Below are 23,074 nucleotides of genomic sequence, written 5' to 3' on the forward strand. Positions count from 1 at the left end.
CCACCCCGCCGGGACGCGTCAGTCGTCGATGATGCACCAGCTGCCGACGCGCTCGTAGGAGCTGTCGTAGACATCCTCCTCCGCACCCTGCTCCATCGGGTAGTTCTTCAGGTTCCCGGCCCAGTACCGCAAGGCCCGGGCAATCTCGGCCTCGGGGTCCAGCTTGACCGCATCGGTGTTCATGTCGATCTCGAAAACAAATTTCATGTCCTGCCCGCCCCTCGGTTGGGTGATGCCCGGCGGCGCCACGTCCTGTTTCCTTATCCTAGGCACCGGCAACCCGCTATGCCATGATTCCGCTACATGGGTCCCCAAGGATTCGAGGGAAACAACCTCTCGAAAAATTGTTGAACAATCTGTGAAATTGGTGCATCCTTTAAGGAACCACATCACGAGACGGGGGTCACACATGCCATACATCGACCTTAATTCCGACGTCGGGGAATCCTTCGGCAACTGGACCATGGGCGACGACGCCGCAATCTTCACATCCGTCTCCTCGGCAAACGTTGCCTGCGGATTCCACGCGGGCGACCCCAGCGTCATCGCGCAGACCTGCCGCGACGCCGTCGCCGCCTCGGTGACCATCGGTGCCCACGTCGGATACCGGGACCTTGCAGGCTTCGGGCGCCGCTTCCTCGACTGCTCCCCCACCGAACTCGCCGACGACGTGCTCTACCAGCTCGGTGCACTCGAGGCGCTGACCCGCGCCGCGGGCACCACCATCAAGTACGTCAAGCCGCACGGCGCCCTGTACAACACCATCGTGCACCACGAGGCCCACGCCCAGGCCGTCGTCGACGCCATCCGCGCATTCGGTTCCGACCTCCCGGTGCTGCTGCTTCCGGGCTCCGTCGCACTGGCCAAGGCCGAGGCCGCCGGCCTGCGCCCGGTGGCAGAGGCCTTCGCGGACCGCAACTACACCCCCGAGGGCACGCTGGTCTCCCGCCGCGAGGCCAACGCCGTGCTCCACGACCCGGCACAGGTCACGGCAAACATGATCCGCCTGGCCACCGAGGGCACCATCGTCACCGTCGACGGCACCGTCATCCCGATGAACGCCGAGAGCATCTGCGTGCACGGCGACACCGCCGGGGCCGTGGCCATGGCCGCCGCGGTGCGCACCGGCCTGGAAAACGCCGGCGTCACCATCAAGAGCTTCGCATGAGCATCCTCTCCACCCGTTTCGCCGGCACCCGCGGGGTGCTCGTCGAGCTCTCGGACCTCGACTCCGTGCTGGCACTCGGCGCACTGCTGGAGGCCGACCCGCTGCCCGGCCAGGTCGACGTGCTGGCCGCCGCCGGAACCCTGTTCATCAAGACCGACGGCTGGGCCAGCGCCCGCCGGATCTCCGACGCCGTCCTGGCCATGGAGCTGGGCTCGGCCCCGGCGGACGCCGGCTCCCTGGTCCAGGTCCCGGTGCACTACGACGGCGAGGACCTCGCCGAGGTCGCGCGGCTGACCGGCCTGAGCCTCGAGGGAGTCGTCAACGCACACACGCAGCAGACCTGGCGCGCGGCCTTCGGCGGCTTCGCCCCGGGCTTCGCCTACCTGCTGGGCGAGAACCGGGTGCTGAACGTGCCGCGCCGCGACACCCCGCGCACCGTGGTCCCCGCCGGCGCCGTCGCGCTGGCCGGGGACTACTCGGCCGTCTACCCGCGCCAGTCCCCCGGCGGCTGGCAGCTGATCGGCCACACCGACGCGGTGCTCTGGGACCTGGACCGCGAGAACCCGGCGCTGATCCGCCCGCAGGACCGCGTCCGCTTCATCCCCTCGCGTACTTCCCTGCGGCTGGCTGCGGCCCCCGCCGTGGCCGCGCCGGCCACCGCCACCGCCCAGGGCGCGCTGCACGTCGTTGACCCCGGGCTGCAGTCCCTCGTCCAGGACCTCGGGCGCCCCGGCTACGGCAACCTCGGCGTCTCCGCCGCGGGTTCCGCGGACACCGGCTCCGCGGCCCAGGCCAACCGCCTGGTCGGCAATGCCGGGTCTGCGGCGCTCATCGAAAACCTCGTGGCCACCCTGACCCTGCGCGCCGAGGGCGACCAGGTGCTGGCTGTCTCCGGCGCCGAGGCGGAGATCGTGGTCGTGCCGGTGGAGGACGACGACTTCCACGAGGAACGCACGATCCCCATGGACACCCCCTTCGCCCTGCTGCACGGCGAGACGCTCACGCTGACCCCGCGCGGGCGGGGCCTGCGCAGCTACGTGGCGGTGCGCGGCGGCATCGACGTGCCCCCGGTGCTGGGCTCGCGCTCCACCGACTCGATGTCCGGCATCGGCCCGGCCCCGCTCACCCGAGGCTCGGTGCTGCCGGTGGGCGTCGTCCACGGCGCCCACGTGGTCGGCAACCCGGAGCCCTCCACGCTTCCGGTGCCCGACGCCGAGGGCGTGTACACGCTGCGCATCAGCGCCGGGCCGCGCGCGGACTGGTTCGGGGAGGCGGGGCTTGCCCGGCTCACCGGGCAGCTCTGGAAGGTCTCGGCCGAATCCAACCGCGTCGGCGTCCGGCTGGCCCTGGGCGAGGGCGCCGAGGCCCTGGAACGGGTCCGCACCGGCGAACTGGCCAGCGAGGGCGTCGCCCTGGGCTCGCTGCAGGTCCCCCCGTCGGGCCTGCCCGTGCTCTTCCTCGCCGACCACCCCGTCACCGGCGGCTACCCGGTCATCGCCGGGGTCGTCGCGGAAGACCTCGGGGCCGCGGCGCAGCTCCCGCCCGGGGCCGCCATCCGCTTCGTCTTGATCGACCCGAACGCACCGCACGCAGCCCGGCCCGCCGGCTCCGGCACCAACTAAGGAATCCCCCGCATGAAGAAAGTCCTGATCGCCAACCGCGGCGAAATCGCCGTCCGCATCGCCCGGGCCTGCGCCGACGCATCCCTGGTGTCCGTGGCCGTGTACTCGGACCCCGACGCCGATGCGCTGCACGTGCGCCGCGCCGACGAGGCCTACGCGCTGAACGGCGCCACCGGCGCCGAAACCTACCTGGACATCGCCAAGATCCTGGAGGCGGCGGCCCGATCCGGCGCCGACGCCGTGCACCCGGGCTACGGCTTCCTGGCCGAGAACGCCGACTTCGCCCAGGCCGTCCTGGACGCCGGGCTGACCTGGATCGGCCCCTCCCCCGCGGCGATCCGCGCGCTGGGCAACAAGGTCACGGCCCGCGAGATCGCGGTGCGTGCCAACGCCCCGCTGGTCCCGGGCACCGACGGCCCCGTCGCCTCCGGCGCCGAGGTCCGCGCCTTCGCCGAGGAATTCGGCATGCCGGTGGCCATCAAGGCGGCCTTCGGCGGCGGCGGGCGCGGCATCAAGATCGTGCGCCGCTTCGAGGACATCGACGACGCCTTCGATTCCGCGGTGCGCGAGGCCACGGTGGCCTTCGGCCGCGGCGAATGCTACGTCGAGCGTTTCCTGGAGAGGCCCCGCCATGTCGAGGCCCAGGTGCTTGCCGACACGCTGGGCAACATCGTGGTGGTCGGCACCCGCGACTGCTCGCTGCAGCGCCGCCACCAGAAGCTCGTGGAGGAGGCCCCCGCGCCGTTCCTCACCGAGGCGCAACGCGAATCCATCCACTCCTCGGCCAAGGCCATCTGCCGCGAGGCCGGCTACCACGGCGCCGGAACCGTCGAGTACCTGGTGGCCCCGGACGGGCTGATCTCCTTCCTGGAGGTCAACACCCGCCTGCAGGTCGAGCACCCGATCACCGAGGAAACCACCGGCGTGGACCTCGTCGCCGAGCAGTTCCGCATCGCCGCCGGCCAGGCCATCTCGCTCACCGAGGACCCGGCCCCGCGCGGGCACTCCTTCGAGTTCCGCATCAATGCCGAGGACCCGGCACGCGGCTTCCTGCCGGGCCCGGGCCGCATCACCGCCCTGGAAATCCCCACCGGCTCGGGCATCCGCGTCGACTCGGGCGTGCGCGCCGGCTCGACGGTGCCCCCGTACTACGACTCGCTGATGGCCAAGCTGGTGGTCACCGGTGCCACCCGCGCCCAGGCGCTGCGCCGCGCCAAGGTCGCACTCGACGAGATGTCCATCTCCGGCGTGCCCTCCGTGCTGCCCTTCCACCGTGCCGTGGTGCGCAACGCGGAGTTCGCGAACAACGAGCGCTACGGCGTGTACACCACCTGGATCGAGGCCGAGTTCGCCGAGGACCTTGCCGCAAGCCCGGAGATCGCCGCGGCTGAGCCGGGGTCGGCGCGCGAGACCCTGACCATCGAGGTCGACGGCAAGGCCATGAACATCGGCCTTCCCGCCTCGCTCGTGGAATCCATCCGCCACGGCGGCACCGGGATTGCCGCCGAGCTGGCTGCCGAGAACGTGGCCGCGGCGGCCGACGAGTCGACGCTTGCCGCCCCGATGAACGGCAACCTCGTCAAGTGGGCGGTCGAGGACGGCGCCACCGTCGCCGAGGGCGACACCGTGGCGGTGCTCGAGGCCATGAAGATGGAATCGGCGATCGCCGCGCACCGCGCCGGCACCTTCGCCCGCGGCGCCCAGGAACCGGGGGCCGCCATAACCCGCGGCGAAGCACTCGGGAGCATCGCTTAACGCAGCGCGGCCCCGCGGCGGGTATCAACTAGATTGGGAAGATGCAGGTGAATTCCGTACTTTCGTCGTTGCCCCTGGCCGAGGGTTCCACCCACGCGCACACCGGCGAGTGGGTGGCCGCGGTGCTGCGCGCGCGCATCGCCGAGGGGCAGCTGCTGCCCGGCGCCAAGCTCTCCGAGCAGGCGCTCTCCGCGGCCCTGGGCGTTTCGCGCAACACCCTGCGCGAGGCCTTCGCGGTGCTTGACCATGAGCTGGTCATCACCCGCATCCCGAACCGCGGGGTCTTCGTCGCCTCCCCGGGCCCGGAGGGCGTGCGGGAAATCTACGGGGTGCGGCGCTCGATCGAACCCGCGGCGGTGCTGTGGGGCCCGGAGCTGGACACCGACGCGCTGTCCGCGATCATCATCGACGCCCGGGCGGCGCTTGCCGCCGGGGACATCGCCCAGATGGCGGATGCCAACCAGTGCTTCCACGAGCAGCTGGTGCGGGCCACCGGCAGCGAACGGCTGCAGGAACTCATGACCCGGGTGCTGGCGCAGATGCGCCTGGTCTTCCACGCCATGAGCGACGCCCCGGACTTCCACTCGCACTACGTGGAGCTCAACGCCTCGCTGGTGGAGTTGCTGGTCGACGGGAAGCGGGCCGAGGCCGCCGACGCGCTGCGCGGCTACCTGGACCGGGCCGAGGCCGAACTGCTCGAGCACCTGGGCGAGGGCAGCTAGCGGCCCCGCTACATGTTCATCGTGACGTCTGCGTCCTTGCGGAGCTTTCCCACGTAGGTCTTGACCGCTGCGGCTTCCTTCTGCAGTTCCAGCTGCCCGGAAAGCTCGTCCTTGACCTGGTCGAACTTCGGGATTTCCGTGTTGGCGGGTGTGCCCTTGGCCTTCTGCCGCTGCAGGAAGACGTCGTACGCCGCCTTGAGTTCGGCCTCGGTGGGCGTGAAGTCCCCCAGCTCGTTGGCGATCAGGCGTTCGACCTCCAGCTGCGTGCGCAGCTGGGCGCGGACCGATTCCTCGTCGACGCCCTGGGCTTCCATGGACTTCAGGAACTCGTCGCTGTCCATGTTGTTGCCCTTGGCGACGTCCGCCAGGGCCCGCTCCTGGTCCTTCTGCGTGGCAAAGATCTTCTTCCGTGCCGCCTCCTGGATCAGCAGCTCGGTGCTCACCAGGCCCTCGGCCGTCTGCTTGCGCAACTGCGCCTGGTCCAGCTCCTGGCCAGACATCTGCGCCTGCAGCACCACCTGCTGGAACTGGCCCTCGTAGATGCGGATGAAGTCGGCCTTCGGGATCTTTTCGCCGTTCACCGTGGCCACCACGTCGGGAACACCCGACAGGTCGGGCGTTGGGGCATCTGCCTCGGCGCCGGGTGAAGCCGGTGCCGAGGCACTGGCAGACGGGCCGGCTTCCGGCTCGGCCGAAGCACTGCACGCAGTCACAAACGACAACGAGGCAACCAGGACCAGGGCGGCCGCCAACTTCTTCTTCACGCTTCACTCCAGGTGTTAGACAACCCTTGGAACACTAACAGGTGCAGCTGGCACCGGGCTGGATCCGGATGCACGAAGTGGACCCGGTGCAGGGAGGGGAAACACAACATGTTCCTCACGATGCCCCTGCCGCATGGAAACTTTCCTCCCGGTGGCCGAGGATGAAGCCCATGGACCGCCACCCGGCTTCGGCCCGCACCGGAAAACGCCTGATCCGCATGGCATCCGCGGTGGTGCTGGCCTGCGCCCTCGGCGTGCTGGCCACCGGGTGCCAGCCGCCGTTCTCCGGGGCACCCCCGTGCAGGCCTCCGGCGTACGTCGTTGATCCCGCAAGGCTGCAGGCGGGCGAACCGCTCACCGTGTCGGCGCCGGACGCCACCTGCGATCCGCGCTACGGCGAGCGCGCCCGCATCCGGATCGAACTGCTGGACGCACGGAACGAGGTGCTTCTCACCGAGCTGGCTCCCATGGGCGATGCCGGGGCCTTCGAACACACCCTGCTCATTCCGGCCGGCACGAAGCCCGGGAGCTACGGCATCTCCGCCACGCCCCACGACCTCGACTGGTGCGACGACACCGGCCGCAACAACCGTGTGGGAGACCCGGGTCCCGGCCGGCGCGGCCCGGCCGTCGTGCGCGTTGCCTGCGCTACCCCGTACGTGGCGATCGAGGTCGTCGAATAGCGCGCTGACAGCCGCTTGTTCCGGGCCCGGCGTCAGCGCGGCGTAGGGCTTTGGGTCCGGGGCGTAAGGATTTCGTGAGGATCGGGTTCGCGGCACGCCGGCGGGTATCTGATGGGACTGTCACCACCGAATCCCTCCGGAAGGCCGTCGCCCATCATGCCCGACATCCTGTACCTGTTCACCACCCTCGCGCTGTTCGGCGCGCTGGGCCTCGTCGTGAGGGCGGTGGAGAAACCTTGATCGTTTTCGAGCTCGTCGCCGCCGCACTCGGCATCGCCGGCGTCGTCTACCTGTTGGTTGCCCTGTTGAAGCCGGAGCGCTTCTGATGTGGTTCACCATCGCCCAGGCCGCAGCCCTGGCACTTGTCCTCGCGGTTCTCTACCGCCCGCTGGGCGACTACATGGCCCATGTTTACACCTCGACGAAGGACACGAAGGTCGAACGCGGCCTCTACCGCGTGATGGGCGTGAACCCCGCCGCCGCGCAAACCTGGCAGGCCTACGCCCGCTCGGTCCTGGCCTTCTCGCTCATCGGCGTTCTCCTGCTCTACGCGCTGCAGCGGCTGCAGGCCTGGCTGCCGCTGGCCCTCGGGCTGCCTGCGGTCCCGGAGGGAATCGCTTTCAACACTGCCGCGTCGTTCGTGACGAACACGAACTGGCAGTCCTACTCCGGCGAATCGACAATGGGCTACCTGGTGCAGGCCGCCGGCCTGGGCGTACAGAACTTCGCCTCCGCCGCGGTGGGCCTGGCCGTCGCCGTCGCCCTCGTCCGCGGCCTTGCCGCACGCCGCGCCTCCACCCTGGGCAACTTCTGGGTTGATCTGGTCCGGGGGATCGTACGGCTGTTGCTGCCCCTGGCCGCAGTCTCGGCGCTCCTGCTGCTGGCGGGCGGGGTCATCCAGAACCTCAACGGGTTCACCGACGTGGCAACGCTCAACGGCTCGGTGCAGTCCGTCCCCGGCGGCCCCGTGGCCTCGCAGGAGGCCATCAAGCTGCTGGGAACCAACGGCGGCGGGTTCTTCAACGCCAACTCCGCCCACCCCTTCGAGAACCCCTCCCCGTTGACCAACCTGTTCCAGTGCGTCCTGATGCTGGCCATCCCCTTCGCGCTGACCCGGACCTTCGGCACCATGGTGGGTCACCGGAAGCAGGGCTACGCGATCCTTGCCGTCATGGCCGGGCTGTTCCTGATCTCGCTCACGGCGTTGACGCTGCTCGAGTACGCGGGGGCCGGAACCGGCCCGCAGGCCGCGGGAGCCGCACTCGAGGGCAAGGAACAGCGCTTCGGCGTCGGCGGGTCCACGCTCTTCGGCACCACCAGCACGCTGACCTCCACCGGGGCGGTGAACTCCATGCACGATTCCTTCACCGCACTGGGCGGGATGCTGCCGCTGCTGAACATGATGCTCGGCGAGGTGGCGCCCGGTGGCGTCGGATCGGGCCTCTACGGCATGCTGGTCCTGGCGATCGTCACGGTGTTCATCGCCGGCCTCCTGGTGGGCCGCACCCCCGAGTACCTGGGCAAGAAGATCGGCGCGCGGGAGATCAAGCTCGCCTCGCTCTACCTGCTCACGGTGCCCACGCTGATCCTCTCCTTCACCGCCATCGGCTTCGCCATCCCGGGGGTCCGTGCCGAGATGGAGTCGGTCTCCATCCTGAACCCCGGCCCGCACGGCTTCACCGAGGTGCTTTACGCCTTCACCTCCGCGGCGAACAACAACGGCTCCGCCTTCGCCGGGCTCACAGCCAACACCCCGTGGCTGAACACGACCCTGGGCATCGCCATGCTGCTCGGCCGCTTCCTGCCCATCCTCTGGGTGCTTGCCCTGGCCGGCGCCCTGGCGGCCCAGGACCGCCTCCCGGTCACCGCCGGAACCCTTCCCACGCACAGGCCGCAGTTCTCGGTCCTGCTGGGCAGCATCACCCTCGTCGTCACGGCGTTGACGTTCTTCCCGGTCCTTGTTCTGGGCCCCCTAGCCGAAGGATTGCTCTAACTTCCCATGTCAACTCTCACCAAGCCCCCGACAGAACCGCCGGTCGAAATCCACGACCATCCGCACACCCCGCACTCCAATGCGCTGAGCCTCGCCCAGGTCCGCGCCGCCCTCCCGGGCGCCTTCAGGAAGCTGGATCCGCGGCAGATGTGGCGCTCGCCGGTGATGTTCATCGTGCTCATCGGCGCGATGCTCACCACCGCGCTGGCCATTGCCGAGCCCTTCCTGCCCCCGTCCGCGGGAAGCGCCGGCATCCCCGCCGGCTTCACCGCCTCCGTGGCCTTGTGGCTGTGGCTCACGGTGCTCTTCGCCAACCTGGCCGAGGCAGTGGCCGAGGGCCGCGGCAAGGCCCAGGCTGCGTCGCTGCGCGCCTCGCGCACCTCCACCATGGCGGCGCGCCTCGAGGGCTACGACGCGGCGGCGGACCCCTCCGGCACCAACCAGCCGACCACGCTGGTTCCCTCCACCGACCTGCGCATCGGCGACCACGTTCGGGTCGTCGCCGGCGAGCTGGTGCCCGGTGACGGGGAAGTCGTGCACGGCATCGCCGCCGTCGACGAGTCGGCAATCACCGGCGAATCGGCCCCCGTCATCCGCGAATCCGGCGGCGACCGCTCGGCCGTGACCGGCGGCACCCGGCTGCTCTCCGATGCGGTGGTCGTGCGGATCACCACGGCCGTGGGAGATTCGCTGGTGGACAGGATGATCCGGCTTGTCGAAGGCGCCTCGCGCCAAAAGACCCCCAACGAGGTGGCGCTGAACATCCTGCTGGCCACGCTCTCGATCATCTTCCTGGTGGTGGTCCTCGCGCTGAACCCGATGGCCGCCTACTCCAACGCCCAGGTGGGCCTGCCGGTGCTCGTGGCCCTGCTGGTCTGCCTGATCCCCACCACCATCGGCGCGCTGCTCTCGGCGATCGGCATCGCCGGCATGGACCGGCTCATCCAGCACAACGTGCTGGCCCTCTCCGGGCGAGCGGTGGAGGCCGCGGGCGACGTGACGACGCTGCTGCTGGACAAGACCGGCACCATCACGTACGGCAACCGGCAGGCCGCCGAGTTCCACCCGCTAACCGGCCGCACCGAGCAGGATCTGGCGCGTGCGGCGTCCGACGCCTCGGGGGCCGACGCAACACCCGAGGGCAAGTCGATCCTCGCGCTCGCCGCGGCCCTGGGTGTGGCCGGCGAACAACGGCCCGACGGCGTGCCCGTCGAGTTCACCGCACAGACGCGCATGAGCGGCATCGACTTTGCCGACGGGCATTCGCTGCGCAAGGGAGCCGGTTCCGCGGTGCTTGCGTGGGTGGCCGAGGTCGCACCGCTGGATGCCGCACGGCGGCAGGAGCTCGACGCTGTCGTCGGGAAGATCTCGGACGCCGGCGGAACGCCGCTGGTTGTGGCAACCCGCACCGCTGACGCCGCCTCGGTGCTGGGCGTGGTCCATCTCAAGGATGTGGTCAAGGAGGGGCTCAAGGACCGCTTCGCGCAGCTGCGCGCCATGGGCATCCGCACCGTCATGGTCACCGGCGACAACCCGCGCACTGCCGCGGCGATCGCCGCCGAGGCGGGGCTCGACGACTACCTGGCCGAAGCCACCCCCGAGGACAAGATGGAGCTGATCAAGCGCGAGCAGGCCGGCGGCAACCTGGTGGCCATGACCGGCGACGGCACCAACGACGCCCCCGCGCTGGCACAGGCCGACGTGGGCATGGCCATGAACTCAGGCACCTCCGCGGCCAAGGAGGCGGGGAACATGGTGGACCTGGATTCGGACCCCACCAAGCTGATCGACGTGGTGGGGATCGGCAAGCAGCTGCTGATCACCCGCGGCGCGCTGACCACCTTCTCCATCGCCAACGACGTGGCGAAGTACTTCGCGATCATCCCGGCGATGTTCTCCGTGGCGTTCCCGGGCCTGTCGGTCCTGAACATCATGGGCCTTTCCAGCCCGGCCTCGGCGATCCTCTCCGCGGTGGTCTTCAACGCCGTGGTGATCGTGTTCCTGATCCCGCTGGCCCTGCGCGGGGTGAAGTACCGCCCGCGCTCGGCGGCCGCAACGCTGAACCGCAACCTGCTGGTCTACGGGGCCGGCGGGGTGCTCGTCCCGTTCATCGGCATCAAGCTGATCGACATGCTTGTCTCGCTGATACCGGGGTTCTGATGAACACCGTTGGCACCCCGTCCCCCGTCCCGCCCTTCGACAAGGAATGACCCACACCATGGCCACCGTACGATCCTGGCCCCGCACCCTCTGGGTGTCGGTGCGCACCATGCTCATCCTGACCCTCGCGCTCGGGGTGCTCTATCCCGCCGCCATCCTGGGAGCGGGCCAACTCGCCCTCCCCGCCCAGGCCAACGGCTCGATGCTCGGGGCACCCGGACATGCCGGCCCCGTGGGCTCGGCACTGCTCGGGCAGGCGTTCAACGACGCCTCCGGGGACCCCGACCCGGCTTTCTTCCAGCCGCGCCCCTCGTCCGCGGGCGACGGCTACGACGGTGCCGCGTCCTCCGGCTCCAACCTGGGCCCGGAGAACCCGAAGCTCGCCACGGCCATCGCGGAGCGCAAGGCCGCCTACCTTGCAGCGAACCCCGGAACCGCCGTGGTTCCGGCCGACGCGCTGACCGCCTCCGCGTCGGGGCTCGACCCGGACATCTCCGTAGCCAACGCCCTGGCCCAGGCGCCCCGCGTGGCCGGGGCGCGTTCCCTGGACCCGGCCTCGGTGGAGGCGCTGGTCCGCGGGCAGGCAGCGGGCCGGGACCTCGGGTTCCTCGGCGAACCCCGGGTAAACGTGTTGAAACTGAACATTGCCCTGGCCGGGCTGGAGAATTAACGCATGACACGCGGAACGCTGCGGGTATTGCTGGGTGCCGCCCCCGGCGTCGGCAAGACCTACGCCATGCTCCAGGAGGGACACCAGCTGGCGGCCGAGGGCCGCGACGTGGTCCTGGCGCTGGTGGAAACCCACGGCCGGGAACCCACCGCCGCCCTGGTGGAGGGCCTGGAACTTGTGCCGCGCCGGGTGGTCACCCACCGCGGGGTGCAGCTGGGCGACATGGACCTGGCCGCGGTGCTGGCCCGGGCGCCGGAGATCGCCCTGGTGGACGAGCTGGCGCACACCAACGTGGGCACCGGCGGCAACGAGAAACGCTGGCAGGACGTGCACGAGCTGCTCGAGGCAGGGATCGACGTGGTCTCCACGGTGAACGTGCAGCACATCGAGTCGCTCGCCGACGTGGTCCGCGAGATCACCGGGGCCGCCCAGCGCGAGACAATCCCCGATGCCGTGCTGCGCGCCGCCGACGCCATCGAACTGGTGGACCTGACCCCCCAGGGCCTGCGCGCCCGGCTGGGCGAGGGCCTGGTCTACCCGCCCGGGCGCATCGATGCGGCGCTGTCCAACTACTTCAGGCTGGGCAACCTGACGGCGCTGCGCGAGATAGCGTTGCTCTGGCTGGCCGACGAGGTCGACTCGGCACTGGAGAAGTACAGGGCCGAGCACGGGATCTCCACGCGCTGGGACACCCGCGAACGCGTCATGGTCGCGCTGACCGGCGGGCCGGAGGGAGAGACGCTGCTGCGCCGCGGGGCACGCATCGCCGCGCGGTCCAGCGGCGGGGAACTCTCCGCGGTGCACGTCAGCGCACCCGACGGGCTGCTTGCCGCGCACCCCGAGGTGCTGGCGGACCAGCGGCTGCTCGTCGAACGGCTCGGCGGCACCTACCACCAGGTGATCGGCGAGGACGTGCCGGCCGCGCTGGTGGAGTTCGCGAGGGCCTCCAACGCCACCCAGCTGGTCATCGGCGCCTCGCGCCGCTCCAAGCTGGCCACCGCACTGACGGGGCCCGGGATCGGGGCGGGCATCGTGCGGCTGAGCGGGGACATCGACGTTCACATGGTCAACCACGCGGCCGCCGCCACCGGGCACCGGCTGCCGCGCTCGCGCGGGGCGCTGACCCGGGGACGGACGCTTGCCGGGTTCGTGCTGGCGCTGCTCGGCGGCCCGCTGCTGACCTGGTTCCTGAAGGGGTTCCCGGCCTCGGCGGACTCCATCACCGTTGACGTGCTCGCCTACCAGCTGCTGGTGGTCGTCGTGGCGCTGGTCGGCGGGATCTTCCCCGCGGTCTTCGCCGCGCTGCTCTCCGGGCTGACCCTCGACTACTTCTTCATCGCCCCGCTCTACACCGTCACCATCGCCGAGCCCACGCACCTGGTGGTGCTCATCCTCTACATCGTGATCGCCATCCTGGTTTCCGTGGTGGTGGACCAGGCCGCCCGGCGGCACCGCGCCGCCACCCGGTCCGCCGCGGAATCCGCGCTGCTGGCCACCGTCTCCGGGTCCGTGCTGCGCGGCGCCGACGCGCTGGAGGCACTGCTCGACCAAACCCGCGAGGCGTTCTCGCTGCGCGGCGTGCGACTCGTGGAGGGCACCGGCGAGGTCCACGGTTCCGGGGACCCGGGGCCGGGCCCGGCGGACACCGTGCTGCAGGTCGGCGGGAACGCGCGGCTCGAACTCCACGGGCGGGACCTTCCGGCCTCGGACCGGCGCGCACTGGCCGCGATAGTCTCCCAGCTGGAGGCGGTTCTGGATTTCCGGGCCGTTTCCGCCGCGGCCAGCGAACTGGCCCCGCTGGCGGAGGCGGACCGGGTCCGCAGCGCGCTGCTGCAGGCCCTCGGCCACGACCTGCGCCGACCACTCGCCGCGGCGACCACCGCGGTGACCTCGCTGCGTTCCACCGAAGTCGCCTACGGCGAGCAGGACCGGGCCGAACTGCTGGAGACGGCCGACGAATCCCTGCACCGGCTCTCGCTCCTGGTCACCGACCTGCTGGATGTCTCGCGCCTGCAGGCCGGAATGCTGGGCGTGAACATGGCGCTGGTCTCCGTCGAGGACGTGCTGCTGCCCGCGCTCGAGGAGGCCGGGCTGGGCCCCGCCGACCTCGAGGTGGACGTGCCGCAGGACTTGGACCCGCTGGCCGCGGACCCTGTCCTGGCCCAGCGCATCGTGGTGAACCTGCTGCTGAATGCGCAGCGCCACGGGGCCGGTACCCGGCGCCCCATCCTTGCCGCCAGCCAGTTCGCCGGCCGCACCGAGGTCCGGGTCATCGACTTCGGCCCGGGCATCCCCGCCGCGGAAAGGGAAGCGGTCTTCGTTCCGTTCCAGCGCCACGGGGACACCGACAACCTGACGGGGCTGGGCCTGGGACTCGCGCTCTCGCGCGGGTTCGCCGAGGGCATGGGCGGGTCGCTGGCCGTGGAGGACACCCCCGGCGGAGGATTGACCATGGTGCTGTCGCTGCCGGCTGCACGCGAACCCGAGGACCCAGGACCCCACGCATGAAGATCTTGATCGCCGACGACGACCCGCAGATCCTGCGCGCCCTGCGCATCACGCTGGGCGCCTACGACCATGACGTGGTCCCCGCCGCGGACGGGGCGGCAGCGGTGCGGCTGGCCGTTGAGACCCACCCGGACCTGGTACTGCTGGACCTCGGAATGCCCAAGCTGGACGGCCTGGAGGTAATCTCCGCGCTGCGCGGCTGGTCCTCGGTCCCCATCCTGGTGATCTCCGGGCGCAGCGACTCCTCGGACAAGGTCGCGGCGCTGGATGCGGGGGCCGACGACTACGTCACCAAGCCGTTCTCCACCGAGGAGCTGCTGGCCCGCATCCGTGCGCTCTCCCGGCGCACCCCCGGCGCACCCGAGGTCCCGGCCATCCGCTTCGGGGACGTTACGGTGGACCTGGCCGCCAAGCAGGTCACCCGGGGACACCCCGGGAAACCCGTCCGGCTGACGCCCACCGAGTGGCGCGTGCTGGAGGTGCTGCTGAACAACCCGGGCCGCCTTGTCACCCAGCAGACCCTGCTGACCGAGGTTTGGGGTCCCCACCTGCTCAAGGAGACAGGGTACCTGCGCCTCTACCTGGGGCAGCTGCGCAAGAAGCTGGAGCCGGCCCCGGCCGAGCCCCGCTACCTGCTCACGGAGCCCGGCATGGGCTACAGGTTCGTCCCGGACCCGGCCGGCGAACCGGGCGCCGGAGCCTGAAAGACCCGTTCCAGTGCGTGCGGCAGGTGCCTGCGCGAGTTCACGGCGACGGCGGCCAGCGACGCGGCACACAGCAGGAGCATTCCCGCAAGGATCCAGGCGGCGCCGACCCACTGGGCCAGGAAGGCCACGATGGTCGGGGCCAGGAATCCGGCGTAGGCCAGCATGTAGAAGAAGCCGGTGAGGGCACCGAGCTCGCCCGGCTCGGCCGCACGCTGGATTTCCAGCAAGCCCCCGACCATGAGCAGGCCGTTTCCGCAGCCAAGGACCGCCGAGGCCACCAGGCCCAGCGCCGGGGCAGCCGCGAGGACGGCGAGCAGCACCAGGGCCAGCCCCAGCAGCACCACAACGAGGCCCGTCAGCAGGGACCGGGCGTTGCGGACGGTATCGACGCGGCGGGCCAGCGGCTGGATCAGCACACTGCAGCCCAGGGTGATCGCAACGGCCGCCGTCGCGTAGGCAAGGCGCCCCTCCCCCAGGCCGGGAACCACCGCCGGGACGACGGCGAATCCCGTGGTTCCGGCCGCGAACACCCAGGGCGCCGCCGGGGCAACCACCAGCCGGAACCGCTTGCGTCCCTCGCCATGGTGGGCTCCACGCGCGGCGGGCGTGGCCTGCGGCCGGTTCCCGGCCCGGGTTTCCGGCATGCGTGAGAGGACCACCAGCAGCGGAACGCAGAGCAGGATGTGCACGGCGTAGGGCAGGATCTCCGGGGCCGGGGCCCACGCGGCAAGCAGGCCGCCGGCCACGGGGCCCAGCCAGAATCCTGCCGCCGTCATCAGCGAAGCCCGCCGTGCCCCCGCTCCCGGGGCGGAGGCTAGGTCCCAGGGGGCCTGGGACAGCTCCTTGACCCAGCTGGTGGCTGCCGCCATGGCCAGGCCCGTGGCGGTTCCGGCCATGAGCCGGCCGATGAACAGCGGGGCCGCCCCGAAGACCGCGCCCATCATGGCAACGCTCGCGAGCATCGAGAGCACCACGGCGGCCATTGTCACGCGCTTGCGCCCGGTCCTGTCCGAATAGCGGCCGCCCACCAGCAACGCCGGGACAAGGCCCGCCACATAGATGCCAAGCATCGAGGTGACAAGCACCTCGGAGAAGCCGTGCTGCTGCCGGTAGTGGACAAGCAGCGACACGAATTGGTTGGCACCCCAGCCGACCATGGTCAGGGACAGCGCTGCGGGGAACCAGGTTCTTGCGGGGCGGGACACGACGGCGGGGACTCGGCTTTCACTGCGGCGGGACGCGGCGGGTGCCGCGCATGGACATCTCGGGCCAGTGTTTCATGCCGGGACGGTCCCCGCCGGGTTGATGACGGCGGGTATCCTTGGAGCCGATATCCACGTCCAAGCCAAGGATCCGACGCATGAACACCACCCCCGACCACGACCCCGTCTTCCTGGATTGCGACACCGGGATCGACGATGCCCTGGCCCTGGCCTACCTGCTCGGATCCGGGGCGAACCTGGTGGGCATCGGCTCGGTCAGCGGCAACACCGATGCGCTGCAGGGCGCACGCAACACCCGGAACCTGCTGGCCCTGGCCAGCCACGGGCACATCCCGGTGGCCGTGGGATGCCACGACCCGCTGGCCCGCCCGTACGGCGGCGGCGCACCCCACGTGCACGGGCACAACGGGATCGGCGAGGTCCAGCTGCCCGACGCGGGCCCTGAGCTTGCCGCCGAATCCGCCCCCGAGATGCTGGTCCGCCTGGCCCGGGCCAACCCCGGCCGGCTGCGCGTCATTGCGATAGGCCCGCTGACCAACCTCGCCGCGGCGCTGCGCCTTGACCCGGAACTGCCGGGGATGGTCCGCGAGCTGACCATCATGGGCGGCGCGGCCCTGGCCCCGGGCAACATCACCCCGGCCGCGGAGGCGAACATCCACAACGACCCGGAAGCGGCGGCGGAGGTCTTCGCCGCGGACTGGGAGATCGTCCTGGTGCCGCTGGACGTGACGATGGAGCACGTGCTCGAGGAAGCGGACCTGGAGCGCCTCGCCGCCTCCGGGTCCCCCGCGGTGCGCGCCGTCGGGGACATGCTCGGCTACTACTTCGACTTCTACCGCAGCGTGTTCGGCCGCCGCTGCTCGGTCATGCACGACCCGCTGGCCGCTGCCCTCGCGATCGGCAGGGTGCAGGCGACAAGCGCACCGTACGCGCGCGTGGTGGTGGACGACACCGACGGGCCCGGGCGCGGGCAAACCATTTGCGACCTGCGCGGACTCTACAAGGGCCACCCCAAGCCGGAGGGCGCGCGCTGCCGCGTGGTGCTCCGGGCGCAGGAGGGCGCCGTCGAGGAGATCCTGCGTGGCACGCTGGCGTTGGCCACCGAACCGGAAGGAGCACGAGCGTGAAACTGCCCGTCGCCGAATTGCACATCCACCTGGAAGGGACGCTGGAGCCGGAGACCATCCTGGAGCTGGCGCGGCAGAACAACGTCGAGGTCCCCTGGGCGTCCCTGGAGGAGCTGCGGGCCCAATACGAGTTCAGCAACCTGCAGTCGTTCCTGGACCTGTTCTACGCGAACCTGGCGGTGCTGCGCACCCCCGCGGACTTCCGCGCCATCACCACCGCCTACCTGCAGCGCGCCCACGACTCCGGGGTGCGGCACGTCGAGCTCTTCTTCGACCCGCAGGCCCACCTGGAGCGCGGCCTGGGCCTGGGCGAGGTCATTTCCGGGATCCGTGCCGGCCTGGCGGACGGGCAGGAGCGCTGGGGCATCACGCACCGGCTCATCGCCTGCTTCTGGCGCCATGCGCCGGCCGACTCCGCCCTGGAGGTCCTGCGCGCCCTGGTGCTGGAGAACCACGCCATCGACGGCATCGGCCTTGACTCCTCCGAGCTCGGCTACCCGCCGGCGCTCTTCGAGGAGGTCTTCGCCTACGCCCGCGCCAACGGCCTGCACGTCGTGGCGCACGCCGGCGAGGAGGGCCCGTCGGACTACATCGTCCAGGCCCTGGACCTGCTGAAGGTGGAGCGCGTGGACCACGGGATCCGCTGCCTGGAGGATGCGGGCCTGGTGCAGCGCCTTGTCGAGGAGCGGATGCCGCTGACCGTCTGCCCGCTCTCGAACGTCCGCCTGCGCACCGTGGACACCATGGCCGACCACCCGCTGAGGCGCATGCTGGAACTGGGGCTGAAGGTTTCCATCCACTCGGACGACCCCGCCTACTTCGGCGGCTACCTGGATGCGAACCTCGACGCCGTCATCGGCGAGTTCGGCCTCACCCGCGGGGAGCAGGCGGTGCTGGCGCGGAACTCGATCGAGGCCACGTTCCTCGGGGCCCCGGAGAAGGCCTCGCTGCTGGCCGAGGTCGATGCCTGGCTGGCCTCGGAGGCCTAGGAACGGCGGTGCCCGCCCGGTCGAGCCGGGCGGGCACCGCCGCATCAAGGGTGGTTTCCGCCTGTCGCGGGACCCGTCGGGAAACGGCCTGGACTACGGCACCAGGTAGCTGCTGTCGCGGGCGTCGGTGATGAGCATGTGCCCGGGCGCGTGGCCTATCGCCAATGCCGGGCGGGACTCCATGACGGCCGCCTGCGGGGTGACCCCGCAGGCCCAGAAGACCGGGATGTGGCCCTCCGGGATCTCCACCGGGTCCCCGAAGTCGGGCGTGGAAAGGTCGGCGATGCCCAGCTCCCCCGGGTTGCCGATGTGCACCGGCGCCCCGTGGACCGCCGGGTAGCGGGAGGTGATGCGCACCGCGTCGGCCACCTGCGAGGCGGGGACCGGGCGCATCGAAACCACCATGGGCCCGGACATGGAGCCGGCCGACGCGCTGCGGATGTTCGTCCTGAACATGGGCACGTTCACGCCCTGGTCGATGTGGGCCACCGCGATCCCGCCCTCCATCAGCGCCGACTCGAAAGTGAACGAGCAGCCCACGATGAACGTGACAAGGTCATCGCGCCAGTACCCCGAAATGTCGGTGGGTTCGGCGACCTTCACGCCGTTCTCGTAGACCACGTAGCGCGGGACATCGGTGCGGATGTCCCCGCCGGCCAGCAGCTCCCCGCTGGTCTCCCCCGCGTCGAGCACGCCCAGGATCGGGCAGGACTTGGGGTTGCGCTGGGCAAAGAGCAGGACGTCGAACGCCTGGTCCCTCGGCACGATGATCAGGTTCGCCTGCGCGTAGCCCCGCGAGAACCCGGCGGTCGGAACCGCCAGCCCGTCGCGGAACAACGCCCGGGCCCGGGCCGGGGACAGTCCGGCGCGGTCCGCTACGGCGTTCGGGGTTTCGTGCGTCATCGGGGTGCCTTTCACGGTTCTGGTCGGGGCCGGGGGGATGCTAGGCCCAGAGCTTGGAGAGGCCCGCCAGGGAGTTCCAGCCCAGGAACAGGGTCAGCAGCCAGGTCAGGAAGCCGACGGCCAGCAGCCACTTCGGGTAGGCGTAGCCCTGCAGCAGGTCGCGGCGGCGCCAGGCGGCCCAGAGCAGGATCGCGAAGCCGAAGGGCAGGATCAGGCCGTTGAACGCGCCGGCGAAGATCAGCAGGGTCTGCGGGGCCTGGCCCAGGAAGAGGTAGATCACGGCGCAGACGCCGATGAAGCCGACGGTGATCAGGTTGCGGGTGCGCTCGGGGGTCGTGGACTTGGTGATGAAGGAGACCGAGGTGTACGCGGCGCCGATCACGGAGGTCAGTGCGGCGGCCCAGAGCACCACGCCGAAGGAGCGCATGCCGATCTCGCCCGCGGCGATCCCGAAGGCCTCGGCGGCCTTGTTGTTGGTCGTCAGCACGGCGCCGCCGGCGACAACGCCGAGGATGGCCAGGAAGAGCAGGACGCGCATGATGCCGGTGACGATGATGCCCAGGATCGAGCTCTTGGTGATGTCCCCGACGTTCTCGATGCCCGTGGCGCCCGAGTCGAGCATGCGGTGTGCCCCGGCGTAGGTGATGTAGCCGCCGACGGTGCCGCCGATCAGGGTGGTGATGATCAGGAAGTCGATCTGTTCCGGCAGCACCGCGTTCTTCAGCGCCTCGCCCACCGGCGGTGCGGCAACGATTGCCACGTAGAGCATCAGCAGGATCATGATGGCGCCGAGCATGACGACGATCTTGTCCAGGGCCATGCCGGCGCGCTTGGAGAGGAAGATCAGGATTGCCACAGCCGCGGAAATCGCGCCGCCGATCTTGGGGTCGATGCCCATCATGGCGTTCATGCCCAGGCCGGTGCCCGCGATGTTGCCGATGTTGAAGACGATGCCGCCGATGAAGACCAGCGCCGCCAGGACCCAGCCGGCACCCGGCAGGACCTTGTTGCTCAGCTCCTGGGCGCGCAGGCCCGAGACGCCGATGATGCGCCAGACATTGAGCTGCACCGCGATGTCCACGAGGATCGACACCACGATCGCGAAGGCGAACGATGCCCCGATCTTGACGGTGAATTCCGTGGTCTGGGTGATGAAGCCCGGGCCGATGGCGCTGGTGGCCATGAGGAACATGGCACCGAGCAGTGCCGTGCGCCGGGCTGAAGCACTGAGCTTCGTCTTTGTGCTGGGAGTAGCCATGATTCCATCCATCAAGAGTGCGGGTGACAGCTGTCACACGGTGGGGAGCAATGAAAGGTACATTACATGTTGTTGAACAATCATGGCAAGAGAGTTGTTCAACAATTGACGCGCACCGGGGGCACGCCCATCGGGGCCGGATGCCGCCCTCCCTCCCATTGAATCCCCAGGCACCGGAGCTGGCAACACCGCACCAACGGCACGAAAAAAGCCCGCCACGTCGTGGCGCGCGTCTGGCGGGCTTTCCCGGAACCGCAGCAAGTCGCCGGCGTGAACACCCTGATCAGAGGTTCACGCCGGCGACTTTCGGTGGCGCGGGGCCTAGAACTTGTGCTCGTAGGTCAGGCAGTCGGCGTTGTCGGCCCCGGGGCCGACCCGAACCTCCGCTGCCGCACACATCAGGTGTTCATTGTGGGAGCACTCGGTGCGCTGGCAGGCACCGACCGAGGCCAGAACCTTGGGCAGGCCGCCGTGCACCCCGGTGTCGATGAACGTTGCGCACTGCGCATGGTCGGCATTGCCGCCGATGGTGATTCCCGCTGCACCGCAATGCGAATGGTCGTTGAACGAACAATTCTCTACGGCGCACGCGGCGACGGGGACAGAAACGGTCATGATGCTCTCCCTGGGGTTGGCAGCCACGCGGAATTCGAGCCGCTCGTGAACCCACGATACGCCCGGTGGGGCCAAACAAATTAGTGCCGGTTTTCGGCCCTAATTCATCCCGCACCCGGCGTCCGGCTCCTGCGTCGCGCAAGTCCGCCGCGTGACGCGTGTCACGCGTTCGGGCCACGGTGCCTGTAGCCTGATCGAGTGAAATTCCTCAATGACGTCCAGCCCGCGCACGACCTCACCTACAACGACACCTTCATGGTGCCTTCACGCTCCGCCGTGGCATCGCGCACCTCGGTAGACCTGACAACCCCGGACCGGGTGGGAACCTCCATCCCCCTCGTGGTCTCCAACATGACGGCGGTGGCCGGCAAGCGCATGGCCGAAACCGTGGCACGCCGCGGCGGAATCACCATCCTTCCCCAGGACATCCCCCTGGAGGCACTCCGGGACATGGTCTCCCGCGTCAAGGGCGCACACCCGGTGTTCGAAACCCCGATCACCCTCAACCCCGGTGACAGCGTATCCAGCGCCCTGGCGCTGCTCGGCAAGCGCTCGCACGGCGCCGCCGTCGTGCTGGACGGGCAGCGACCCGTGGGCATCGTCACCGAGAAGGACTGCCTGGAGGTCGACAGGTTCACCCCGGTCCACCAGGTGATGACCTCCGAAATCGTCACGGTTTCCCACGACACGGACCTGGACACCGTGTTCGAGACGCTTTCCTCCAGGCACCTGGCCATGGTGCCTGTGCTCGACGGGGACAACCTGGCCGGGGTGCTCACGCGCAAGGGCGTGCTGCGTTCCTCCATGTACTCGCCCGCCCTGGACCCGGAAGGCCGGCTCATGGTCGGCGCCGCGGTGGGCATCAACGGGGACGTGGCAGCCAAGACCACGGCGCTGCTCGAGGCCGGCGTCGACGTCATCGTCGTCGACACCGCCCACGGGCACCAGGAAAAAATGGTCGAGGCCCTGCCCCTCGTGGTTGCGGCACGCGACGAGCACGCGCGGCGGACCGGGCGCAGGATCCCCGTGGCCGCCGGCAACGTGGTCTCCGCCGCGGGTACCCGCGACCTGGCGGCCGCCGGGGCGGACATCCTGAAGGTCGGGGTGGGCCCCGGCGCGATGTGCACCACGCGCATGATGACCGGCGTGGGAAGGCCGCAGTTCTCGGCCGTGCTCGAGTGCGCCGCCGCGGCGCAGGAGCTGGGCGTCGAGGTCTGGGCCGACGGCGGGGTGAAGTACCCGCGCGATGTCGCGCTGGCCCTGGCCGCGGGCGCCGGCTCGGTGATGATCGGTTCCTGGTTCGCGGGGACCTACGAATCGGCGGGCGACCTCGCCAGCGACGGGCAGGGCCGGCTCTACAAGGAAAGCTTCGGCATGGCCTCGGCGCGTGCCGTCCAGCAGCGCACCCGCCACCAGTCGGCCTACGAGCGGGCGCGGGCGGCGTTGTTCGAGGAAGGCATCTCGCATTCGCGGATGTACCTGGATCCGCAGCGTCCCGGCGTTGAGGACCTCATCGATTCGATCATTTCCGGGGTGCGCTCGTCCTTCAGCTACGCCGGGGCCTCGTCCATTGCCGAGTTCCGCGACCGTGCGATAGTGGGCATCCAGTCGGCCGCCGGCTACGACGAGGGACGCGCGCGCGACACCTCCTGGTGAGGCCGCCGCGCGCGGACGTGTCACAGCCAGGGCACCGCGCCCTGGCTGTGCTCGAACACCAGGGATGTCTGGGTGGTGGCCACTGCGGGGTTCGCCGAAAGGTTGTCCAGGACGAACTGGCGCACGTCGTTCGAGTCCCGCACCGCCACGTGGATCAGAAAGTCGTCGGCACCGCCCAGGAAGAATAGCTGGGTGACACCGGGTTTGGCCCGCATCTCCTCGGCAAAGCTCGACATCAGGTGCCGGGCGCCGGGCCGGATCTTGACGAAGATCAGGGCCTCGAGCGCATGGCCCAGCACGACGGGGTCGATGTCCAGGGTGAAGCGGCGGATGACTCCGGCCGCGCGCAGGGCATTGAGCCGGGCCAGGCAGGTCGAGGGGGCTATGCCCAGTTCCTCGGCCAGGGAGTTGTTGGTGCGGCGCGCATTCTCGGTGAGCATGCGCAGCAATCCGCGGTCGATGTCGTCCAGTTCCACCGGATTCGTCGGCCCGAAGTTCTTTGCTGTGATGGCCACCGAGCTACCGACTTTCGCAAGTATTTTCCGTTTTCA

At 70.1% G+C, this 23,074-nt stretch carries 21 protein-coding genes and 1 pseudogene; 15 read left to right on the forward strand and 7 right to left on the reverse strand.

Going from position 1 to position 23,074, the window contains the following annotated elements; all coding sequences use genetic code 11:
• Positions 1-18: 18 nt before the first annotated feature.
• On the reverse strand, positions 19-207 hold the full coding sequence (locus ACSYDW_RS04410; protein ID WP_438337493.1) for a hypothetical protein: 189 nt from the start codon (positions 205-207) through the stop codon (positions 19-21).
• A gap of 202 nt (positions 208-409) precedes the next feature.
• On the opposite strand from ACSYDW_RS04410, the gene ACSYDW_RS04415 reads away from it, so the two are divergent.
• The 4 genes from ACSYDW_RS04415 to ACSYDW_RS04430 are packed head-to-tail and all read left to right on the forward strand — an operon-like array spanning position 410 to position 5,267.
• Positions 410-1,168, forward strand: coding sequence for a LamB/YcsF family protein (locus tag ACSYDW_RS04415; RefSeq protein ID WP_438337494.1), 759 nt, complete (start codon positions 410-412; stop codon positions 1,166-1,168).
• Complete coding sequence (locus tag ACSYDW_RS04420; RefSeq protein ID WP_438337495.1) at positions 1,165-2,790, forward strand: 5-oxoprolinase subunit B/C family protein; 1,626 nt, start codon at positions 1,165-1,167, stop codon at positions 2,788-2,790. Before ACSYDW_RS04415 ends, ACSYDW_RS04420 begins: the two co-directional genes overlap by 4 nt.
• Positions 2,791-2,802: 12 nt before the next feature.
• Entirely contained in the window at positions 2,803-4,545 is a 1,743-nt protein-coding gene (locus ACSYDW_RS04425) for an acetyl/propionyl/methylcrotonyl-CoA carboxylase subunit alpha (RefSeq protein ID WP_438337496.1), read from the forward strand.
• 41 nt (positions 4,546-4,586) lie between these two features.
• Positions 4,587-5,267 (forward strand): GntR family transcriptional regulator, encoded by a 681-nt coding sequence (locus ACSYDW_RS04430; protein WP_438337497.1) that lies wholly within the window; start codon positions 4,587-4,589, stop codon positions 5,265-5,267.
• An 8-nt stretch (positions 5,268-5,275) separates the two neighbouring features.
• Here the strand turns inward: ACSYDW_RS04430 and ACSYDW_RS04435 are convergent, their stop codons facing one another.
• On the reverse strand, positions 5,276-6,031 hold the full coding sequence (locus ACSYDW_RS04435; protein WP_438337498.1) for a SurA N-terminal domain-containing protein: 756 nt from the start codon (positions 6,029-6,031) through the stop codon (positions 5,276-5,278).
• A gap of 170 nt (positions 6,032-6,201) precedes the next feature.
• On the opposite strand from ACSYDW_RS04435, the gene ACSYDW_RS04440 reads away from it, so the two are divergent.
• From ACSYDW_RS04440 to ACSYDW_RS04475, 8 genes are all read left to right on the forward strand, one after another.
• Entirely contained in the window at positions 6,202-6,714 is a 513-nt protein-coding gene (locus tag ACSYDW_RS04440; RefSeq protein ID WP_438337499.1) for a hypothetical protein, read from the forward strand.
• A gap of 111 nt (positions 6,715-6,825) precedes the next feature.
• Positions 6,826-6,954 carry a hypothetical protein gene (locus ACSYDW_RS04445; RefSeq protein ID WP_438337500.1) on the forward strand — a complete coding sequence of 43 codons (129 nt, stop codon included), beginning with the start codon at positions 6,826-6,828 and terminating at the stop codon, positions 6,952-6,954.
• Positions 6,951-7,040, forward strand: coding sequence for a K(+)-transporting ATPase subunit F (kdpF, locus tag ACSYDW_RS04450; protein WP_438337501.1), 90 nt, complete (start codon positions 6,951-6,953; stop codon positions 7,038-7,040). Before ACSYDW_RS04445 ends, kdpF begins: the two co-directional genes overlap by 4 nt.
• The gene (kdpA, locus tag ACSYDW_RS04455) at positions 7,040-8,707 is read left to right on the forward strand and encodes a potassium-transporting ATPase subunit KdpA (protein WP_438337502.1); all 1,668 of its coding nucleotides are present in this window, start codon (positions 7,040-7,042) and stop codon (positions 8,705-8,707) included. The genes kdpF and kdpA overlap by 1 nt, the downstream gene beginning before the upstream one ends.
• 6 nt (positions 8,708-8,713) lie before the next feature.
• Complete coding sequence (kdpB, locus tag ACSYDW_RS04460; RefSeq protein ID WP_438337503.1) at positions 8,714-10,867, forward strand: potassium-transporting ATPase subunit KdpB; 2,154 nt, start codon at positions 8,714-8,716, stop codon at positions 10,865-10,867.
• Positions 10,868-10,925: 58 nt separating this feature from the next.
• A complete protein-coding gene (kdpC, locus tag ACSYDW_RS04465; protein ID WP_438337504.1) occupies positions 10,926-11,537 on the forward strand; it encodes a K(+)-transporting ATPase subunit C in 612 nt (203 codons plus the stop codon).
• Positions 11,538-11,540: 3 nt separating this feature from the next.
• Positions 11,541-14,045: a DUF4118 domain-containing protein gene (locus ACSYDW_RS04470; protein WP_438337505.1), complete on the forward strand. Its 2,505-nt coding sequence runs from the start codon at positions 11,541-11,543 to the stop codon at positions 14,043-14,045.
• Entirely contained in the window at positions 14,042-14,749 is a 708-nt protein-coding gene (locus ACSYDW_RS04475; protein ID WP_438337506.1) for a response regulator, read from the forward strand. The genes ACSYDW_RS04470 and ACSYDW_RS04475 overlap by 4 nt, the downstream gene beginning before the upstream one ends.
• Here the strand turns inward: ACSYDW_RS04475 and ACSYDW_RS04480 are convergent.
• Positions 14,701-15,975, reverse strand: a pseudogene (locus tag ACSYDW_RS04480) (MFS transporter); the annotation flags it as partial. The gene ACSYDW_RS04475 and the pseudogene ACSYDW_RS04480 overlap by 49 nt on opposite strands.
• Positions 15,976-16,112: 137 nt before the next feature.
• On the opposite strand from ACSYDW_RS04480, the gene ACSYDW_RS04485 reads away from it, so the two are divergent.
• Positions 16,113-17,102, forward strand: coding sequence for a nucleoside hydrolase (locus ACSYDW_RS04485; protein WP_438337507.1), 990 nt, complete (start codon positions 16,113-16,115; stop codon positions 17,100-17,102).
• Positions 17,099-18,091 (forward strand): adenosine deaminase, encoded by a 993-nt coding sequence (locus tag ACSYDW_RS04490; RefSeq protein ID WP_438337508.1) that lies wholly within the window; start codon positions 17,099-17,101, stop codon positions 18,089-18,091. The genes ACSYDW_RS04485 and ACSYDW_RS04490 overlap by 4 nt, the downstream gene beginning before the upstream one ends.
• Positions 18,092-18,184: 93 nt before the next feature.
• On the opposite strand, the gene ACSYDW_RS04495 is transcribed toward ACSYDW_RS04490, so the two are convergent.
• The 3 genes from ACSYDW_RS04495 to ACSYDW_RS04505 form a co-directional block, all read right to left on the reverse strand.
• A complete protein-coding gene (locus ACSYDW_RS04495; RefSeq protein WP_438337509.1) occupies positions 18,185-18,994 on the reverse strand; it encodes a putative hydro-lyase in 810 nt (269 codons plus the stop codon).
• Between the two features lie 40 nt (positions 18,995-19,034).
• Positions 19,035-20,252, reverse strand: a complete 1,218-nt coding sequence (locus ACSYDW_RS04500) for an NRAMP family divalent metal transporter (protein WP_438337510.1) — start codon at positions 20,250-20,252, stop codon at positions 19,035-19,037.
• Positions 20,253-20,573: 321 nt separating this feature from the next.
• Positions 20,574-20,867 (reverse strand): DUF1540 domain-containing protein, encoded by a 294-nt coding sequence (locus ACSYDW_RS04505; RefSeq protein ID WP_438337511.1) that lies wholly within the window; start codon positions 20,865-20,867, stop codon positions 20,574-20,576.
• 198 nt (positions 20,868-21,065) lie between these two features.
• Between ACSYDW_RS04505 and ACSYDW_RS04510 the strand changes: the two genes are divergently transcribed.
• On the forward strand, positions 21,066-22,523 hold the full coding sequence (locus tag ACSYDW_RS04510; RefSeq protein ID WP_438337512.1) for a GuaB1 family IMP dehydrogenase-related protein: 1,458 nt from the start codon (positions 21,066-21,068) through the stop codon (positions 22,521-22,523).
• A gap of 20 nt (positions 22,524-22,543) precedes the next feature.
• On the opposite strand, the gene ACSYDW_RS04515 is transcribed toward ACSYDW_RS04510, so the two are convergent.
• Positions 22,544-23,038 carry an Lrp/AsnC family transcriptional regulator gene (locus tag ACSYDW_RS04515; protein WP_438337513.1) on the reverse strand — a complete coding sequence of 165 codons (495 nt, stop codon included), beginning with the start codon at positions 23,036-23,038 and terminating at the stop codon, positions 22,544-22,546.
• Positions 23,039-23,074: the final 36 nt, after the last annotated feature.

Source organism: Paeniglutamicibacter selenitireducens (genome assembly GCF_051550675.1).
Taxonomy (GTDB): Bacteria; Actinomycetota; Actinomycetes; order Actinomycetales; family Micrococcaceae; genus Paeniglutamicibacter.